Source organism: Candidatus Thermokryptus mobilis (assembly GCF_900070205.1).
GTDB classification, from domain to species: domain Bacteria; phylum Bacteroidota; class Ignavibacteria; order Kryptoniales; family Kryptoniaceae; genus Kryptonium; species Kryptonium mobile.
Map to the genome: position 1 here is coordinate 130,929 of NZ_FAOO01000007.1, position 7,507 is coordinate 138,435.

Sequence of the window (7,507 nt, forward strand, 5' to 3'; positions counted from 1 at the left end):
CAGCTATCACTTTATTGTTATGGGAACAGGAGAAATTGAAAGAATAAATATTGCGATTGTTATCCAACCAATTATTTTTCTTTTATTATCAAGCACACCAAAAGTTCCGACTGGTGGATGTTCTATTTTTACAACAAAATATAAAACCAGTGCCCACACAAGCCAACCTGGCCAGCCGATATTTTGTTCAAAAATTCCAAATAAACCAAGGACGATAAGGCTGTAAAAGAAGCCTCTGGCTATATATTTATGGTTTTCACCAAACATGGCAAAAATTATATGTCCGCCATCAAGTTGCCCAATCGGGATTAAGTTCATAGCGGTTACAAGAAGACCAAACCAACCAGCGCATAAATACGGATAATGATAAATTTCATTCATCGGGGGGATAAAAGCATCGGGATTTATTAAAGAGAAAAATTTTTTAAAAATCAAAAATAGCAATGTATCTCCAAATGTTAAATCGCCTTTCGGAAGCGTTGGGAGAAAGCGATACTCAGGATGAATTTGATAAAGATATTCCACATCAGGCAAGTTTAAAAATCCATAAATTAGCACAAGTAAAGTAGCAATAAATCCCGAAATTGGACCGGCAACCCCTATATCAAACAACGCCTTTTTGTTAGGGACAACTGATTTTATCCTTATGATCGCACCGAGTGTTCCAAAGTTTAGGACAAATGGAATAGGAGGGAAAGGAATAAAGAAGGGAAGCGTTGTTACAACACCGTGTCTTTTAGCTGCAAAGTAATGTCCGAATTCATGTGAGGCGATTATGAAAAGAATTGAGAGAGCGTAAGGCAATCCAAGATGTAAATTACTCAACTCATATGGGTCTTTTAATATCCATTGCACTCCAGCGATCGCAACTGTTAGGAAAGTTACCACAAACAAAAGCAAATGAAGTGCGTAATTTGGTCTATATTCCCGATAGCTAAAAAGTTGATAAAATTCAGAACCACTCATCTATCGCCTAACTTTTTTAATGAATTTGAACAAAATTTGAGAAAAAGTCAAATTTCTTGACTTGAAAATAAGTTAAAAATTTTTTAATTTAATTTTTGGATATTGCTTTTTTCTTTCTCTTGAATTGTCTCCCTTGAAAATAGCGCTCGCTTAAAAAGAGCGAGCGATGAAATAAAATTAAATTAAGGAGGTCCGCCATGTGGCAATTTTGGGTAACCTTCCTAATCGGGCTTTGGCTACTTCTCGGTCAAGGTTTAATGAGTGTTTCTGTATCAAAAGAGAATTTTGAGGTGCTGTATCTCCTAACGGGGATCTTTTCGTTCACCCTTGGATTATGGCTTTTTTTCGGTCAGCTTAAAGGTTTGTTGAAAGTTTTTTCGGTTGTAATTGGATTAGCTGGTATATGGCTTGGTATCACTGCCTTTATCTCTGGGTTACAGGGAATCGGAAACGCAATCATTCTTGGCATTATTTTGATCGTCCTTGGATTTTGGGGTGCACTGACAAAATCCACAGCGTAAAGTAAGTAACTCCCTGGGGGAACTTCCCCCGGGGTTTGTTTTAGTTTGAATTTTAAACTGACCTCTATGAAAACCTTGATTTCATTCAAATACGAGCCCAGATATGTGGAGCTTAATGAAAAGGGAATTTTAAGGGATAGAGTTGAAATTTTAAGGCAAATTTTAAATGATTGCACCCTATGTCCACGAAATTGCCATGTTAACCGAAATCTTGGAAGAAAGGGCAAATGTAGGGTAGGGAAGGAGCTGATAATTTCAGGTGTTCACCCTCACTTCGGGGAAGAGAATTGTTTGGTTGGAACTAATGGTTCTGGGACTATTTTCTTTGCAAGTTGCAATATGAATTGCATTTATTGTCAAAATTATGAAATAAGCAGGTTTAAACGCGGTGAAATTGTCACGGTTGAAACACTTGCTGAGTCAATGCTTTTTTTGCAAAGGATCGGTTGTCATAACATCAATCTTGTGACGCCAACGCATTATGTTCCACAAATTGTAGAAGCGATCGAGATCGCTGTTAAAAAAGGGTTGAGAATTCCAATAGTTTATAACTGTGGCGGTTATGAGTCAGTTGAAACTTTGAAATTGCTTGATGGCATCATTGATATTTACATGCCCGATATAAAATATTCGGATAATTTTTATGGATTGAGGTACTCTGGTGTTCCTGATTATTGGGATGTTGTTCGTGAAGCGGTAAAAGAGATGTGGCGCCAGGTTGGGGACTTGAAAATAGTTGATGGTGTTGCTGTTAAGGGATTGCTTGTCCGTCACCTTGTTTTACCAAATAATATCGCTGGCTCAGAAAAAGTTTTTGAGTTCTTGGCGAACGAAATCTCAAAGAATACCTATGTGAACATAATGGCACAATATAGACCCTGCTTCAATGCATATCTAAAACCAGAACTTGCCCGAAGAATAACCCCGCAAGAATATAGTGAAGCTGTAAAACTTGCAATTAAATTTGGTCTTTCAAGAATTGAAATAAGTTCATGGTATGGAATTTTTTGAAGTCATTAAAAAAAGACGTTCTATTAGAAGATTTAAACCAATTGATATACCTGAAGAAAAAATTAAATTTATCTGTGAGGCGATCAACCTTGCTCCGTCTGCTGGCAATTTACAAGCATTTGAAGTTTTTATAGTTAAAGATAAGGGAAAATTAAAGCAAATTTCAAAAGCAGCGTTTGATCAAGATTTCATAGCTGAAGCGCCAATAGCGTTTGTGTTTTGTGCCAATCCTGATAGATCCGCAGTTAGATATGGATTGCGTGGTAGAAAATTATATTGCATTCAGGACGCAACGATAGCCTGCACATACGCTCATCTTTCAGCTACTGCACTTGGGCTTGGGAGCGTTTGGGTTGGAGCGTTTAATGAAAGAGAGGTTTTAAAGATAATTGGAGCAAGTGAAAATTTAATCCCAGTTGCAATCTTGCCAATTGGATTTCCAGATGAGGAACCCGAACCAACCCCAAGGAGAAGAATTGAAGATTTATTTCATGGATTGTAATTACCTCTATTTTATTTCAACCCAAGGCATATTATGTAAACTTCAACCTTCCCTACCAATAGAAATCAAAAACTACTTCAATTAATCTTAACTGTAAGAACCCCAAAAAATTTATTTTATCATGACCATTTTCCTAACTTGCCTGAATAACAATCTACCTTCTTCAAACGCCTCCATAACATAAGTATATACGCCACTTGCAACCTCATTCCCGTTTTTATCTCTACTATCCCAAACAAACTCATAATATCCCGCTTCAAAATCACCATCTATCGGAGTTAAAACCTCACGACCGATTATATCATAAATTTTAATTTTTACCTTACTTCTCTGTTGAACGTGAAATCTTATGACTGTAATTGGATTGAATGGATTCGGGAAATTCTGCAATAGTTCAAAACTGCTTGGGGTTTCTGGCTTTGTGTTAATTTTAACAACCTTTGATAAATCATAGGTTTCCCCACGACTTGTTATGACTTCACAGGCAAGTAAAGCACCAACTTCGTCTTTTATATGAGTAGAAAAGGTTAAAGTCGTAATATCAATTTTCTCAACTAAATCCAATCTGCCGAAGTTTGCCACATTAATGATGATTAAACCGTTTGATGAATCAACATAGCACAAAAATACATTTTTACCATCGTTTATCACATTAAAAGCTTTTAGGTCTCTTACCTCCAAAACTTTTAAAATATCTGGATTATATTTCAAAACGACCTCTACCGCTGTTATAGAATCCGGGAAATTTAAGCTGACCTTATATGTAACTACATCTTTGTCATTATCGCCAACACGGACGTATAAATTTTTATCTTTCAACCTGACAAATTCTATCATCCTTTCATCAAAGTGATTTGAAATCTCGTCACTGTTTTGATTCTCAACCGAAAGCGCAACTAATTCCTTATTGTTATTCTGGAGATATTCCGAAAGTTTGCCAGCAAGTTTAAATCCACCTGTCTTTGCTGTCCAATTCCAATTCATCACAAAAACCATCAAATCTTCAAAATCTATTTTGCCATCCGGTTGTGGTATCATCTGCGGAGGTTGCCCAAGTGCTGGACCGATCTCCCGATGTTTGAGCTGAAAGTTCCAAATCTTTCTAAATTCGTTCAGATCAGACAAATTGACCTTTTTATCAAGGTTAAAATCACCAAGCAAACTTGTAACAAAGGAAATTTTTACATCATCACTTGGAGAACCCTCAGGGTCACCGTTTTTATTCCCATCAAGCGGATTCCCCAACAAGTCCTTAACACCATAGTTGAAATCACCACTTATGGAAATAAAAACTGTCTCAGCCGATGCAAAATTTACCAAAGGAATCACATTAAATACTGAATCATCAACCGAAGGCATAACCGAAAAATGATGCACCCCAGTCCTTGAAGCGTTTATATTTAATGCGCTCAAAAGTGAGTTGTATCGCACCTTCCGATCAAATTTTAATTTTATCGTGTCATTATAAAACGCCACATCTGATGGCAAAACAGATATAATAACAGGTCCAGTTTGGTTGTCAACTTTAAATCTACCAGTTGTCATAGCCCTACCCGTGTCAATATCAAGTGGTGTGACCCTAAAATAAACATAAACATCTTGATTGTATAGGTCAATATCCGTTCTCCAATTTGCAATTATTGTGTCTCCATTCTTTGAAACACTTTCAATCGTCGCCGGTTGCCAAGATGATGTTCCCTCAATCATAAATTCATAGATAAACCTCAACGAGTCCCTCTCCCTATCCAATGCTATAAACTTAATAGAATAACTACCCACAACCTCAATCTCAGGTGTCTCAATATAAGTGACCCTCGGTGGCTCGTTGTTATCAAGATGGAAACTTATCGTATCTTTTTTACCAAAACCCCATCCATCTGAAACATCAAAGCTCAACCTGACCAATCCATCATAAAATGGCAGATCTACTTTAGAAAGCCAAACTATCTCTCCGCTATATTTAGATGTATCAATAACCCCAATGGAATCAGATAGTGTCATAAATCTCCAATTGACCCCATCAACGCTATACCTCGCAAAAATTCGCAGTGTGTCCCCAGTCGTATCTATAACGGTATACCTCAACTTAACACTATCTGATAATTCCGCCAATGAATCAACAAGCGATATCAAAACCACTTGACCCTGATAGTTATCAAGTGAAAAATAAATTGAATCACTTCCTCCCTTATCTTTATCAAATGGTGTAATCCTGAAATATACCCTCAAGTCAAAATCAGGAAGATCAACACGACTCAACCATATAGCAAAATTGCTATATCTGCTTGAATCAACAACATCATAACCAATTACCTTAGCCTTGTGCCAACTCCGACCATCAACAGAATATTCATACACAAGCGCCACACTATCTCTTTCCCTATCTTTAACATTAAATAAAATCTTAACCGAATCGCTCTGCTCACCCACCAAACTATTCAACACCACACTCGGCTCCTCGTTGTTATCAAGATGAAATGGTGATGATATATATGGCAAACCGGGATTCCTATCGTAAGGTATTGCTCTAAACAGAACACTATCTATATCTACCCCCCATAAATCAAATTCAGAACGCCAAGTTATATAACCAACATATCTTGATGAATCGCTCAAAATCGTGTCTCCAACAACTGTTGCACCCCTCCAAGTTTGCCCGTTATCTATTGAATAATCAAATCGCAATCTTATCGTATCCCCCTCCTCATCAATGACTCTGTAATTGAAAGTTATATCCCCAGAAAATTCAATTTTACTTGAGTCATAAATTGAAAGAGCGGAAACCGCAGGCACACCTATGTTGTCAACATTTAATACAACGGAATCATACCTCCCAACATCATTATCCTCCGGAAACACACCAAATACATATCTTCCAGATGATTCAGGCAGGTCATCCATCGTATGCCAAATTGTAGAGTAAACCCCAGGTGTTATAGCATTTCTAACCCAACTCACACTTGCAGTCCTCCAAGTAGAATCTGGCGAATAATGTCTAAATTTAAAATAAAGCTTGACCGAATCACTTTCTGCATCACTTATATTAAAACTTATCCCTATATCCCCACGATATGCTCCAGTCCTACGCTTTGAACCAAATATGGAGTCAATTTTTGCAACAGGTGGATAATTATTGTCAAGATGCATTGAAATTATTCCAGCCCTGCCCGTATCATTATCAAATGGTGTGAGCCTAAGATGAACAATCCTGTCCTCACCCGGCACATCATCACTTGAAAGCCAAATAATCTCAGATGAATACCTTGATGCAGGAATTATAGTATCACCAAAAACTTTTGCCCTCCTCCAATTTAAACTATCAAGCGAATATTCAAGCGAAATTCTCAACGTATCATTCTCTCTATCCATAAGTGTGAAACTTACCCTGACTGAGTCACTTACCTCCACAGAAATTGGCACAATCTCAACCGACGGTATATCATTGTTATCAATCTTCAAGCTAAGCGAATCCCCTATCCCATCACCCCAACCATCACTTGCATAAAAATACAACTTGACAAATCCATCAAATTTGTCAAGACCTTCTTTGCTAAGCCAGGTAAATATTCCCCTATACTTTGATGTATCAACCTTTGAAGGTATCCCAGTTATTTTCCCAGCTTTTGGCGAATCTAAACCCACAACATACAAAACTTTTATCATTAACTGATCCCCCGTAGTATCCTCAATTAAATACCCAATTTTAACACTATCAGAGTATTCAAACAATGTATCAACCAAAAACACTTTTACTTTTTGTTTTTGGTAGTTATCAACTCTAAACTTAATCTCCCCAGGCATTCCCCAATTATGCGGGTCTTGGTCCCTTGGCGTCACCCTCAAAACAACTTCACCATCATAATCTGGCAAATCATCAAAACTACGCCAAACAAAATATCCAACATATCTATCCCTAACTATGTTGGATGTATCCCCAAATAAACTTGCAACCCTCCAATTATTACCATCATCAACGCTATACTCAACCCTTATCCTAACAACATCCCCCTCAACATCACTTATCCTGTAATCTATCCTTATATCAGAACTTGCTTCAACATACCCACTTAATATCTCAACAACAGGATTTTCATTCCCATCATCAGGATAAAAATCATACCTTAAATCCCCCGACTCATTGCCGTATAAATCCCTAACAGCACTTACACTTATGCTAACCAAACTATCCGACAATGGTAACCTAGATGATAAAATAAGCGTAAACTCACTTGACAAACCAAGTGAAAAAGCTCTAATAGGCAATGTCTCACTTGTCCAAGATGGACCACGCCAATAAAGTGTAAAATATGCTGCATCATAATATTCAATATATTCAACCCTTATCTTATGATATCCAGCACTTAAATTCCTCACACCACTACCTGAATATGTCCAAGAATAGTCAAAAAGAAGTGTATCATCAATCGTAACGATAAAGCGACTATCATAATCCTTATCAAAACTAAACTCATAACTACCACTTGTTGGAATAAAAACATATCCGCTA

The 7,507-nt window shown here is 37.2% G+C and carries 5 protein-coding genes; 3 read left to right on the forward strand and 2 right to left on the reverse strand.

Annotated elements, in window-relative coordinates:
• Positions 1 to 6 precede the first annotated feature (6 nt).
• Positions 7 to 966 (reverse strand): site-2 protease family protein, encoded by a 960-nt coding sequence (locus tag FKZ43_RS06170; protein WP_140944998.1) that lies wholly within the window; start codon positions 964 to 966, stop codon positions 7 to 9.
• Positions 967 to 1,163: 197 nt separating this feature from the next.
• Here FKZ43_RS06170 and FKZ43_RS06175 point away from each other — a divergent pair, with 197 nt between their 5' ends.
• From FKZ43_RS06175 to FKZ43_RS06185, 3 genes are all read left to right on the forward strand, one after another.
• Positions 1,164 to 1,487, forward strand: coding sequence for a hypothetical protein (locus FKZ43_RS06175; RefSeq protein WP_140944999.1), 324 nt, complete (start codon positions 1,164 to 1,166; stop codon positions 1,485 to 1,487).
• Between the two features lie 66 nt (positions 1,488 to 1,553).
• The gene (locus FKZ43_RS06180) at positions 1,554 to 2,498 is read left to right on the forward strand and encodes a radical SAM protein (RefSeq protein WP_140945000.1); all 945 of its coding nucleotides are present in this window, start codon (positions 1,554 to 1,556) and stop codon (positions 2,496 to 2,498) included.
• Positions 2,485 to 3,000 (forward strand): nitroreductase family protein, encoded by a 516-nt coding sequence (locus FKZ43_RS06185; protein ID WP_140945001.1) that lies wholly within the window; start codon positions 2,485 to 2,487, stop codon positions 2,998 to 3,000. The genes FKZ43_RS06180 and FKZ43_RS06185 overlap by 14 nt, the downstream gene beginning before the upstream one ends.
• Before the next feature lie 111 nt (positions 3,001 to 3,111).
• On the opposite strand, the gene FKZ43_RS06190 is transcribed toward FKZ43_RS06185, so the two are convergent.
• A partial coding sequence (locus tag FKZ43_RS06190) for a FlgD immunoglobulin-like domain containing protein (protein WP_320415051.1) occupies positions 3,112 to 7,507 on the reverse strand: 4,396 nt, incomplete at its 5' end.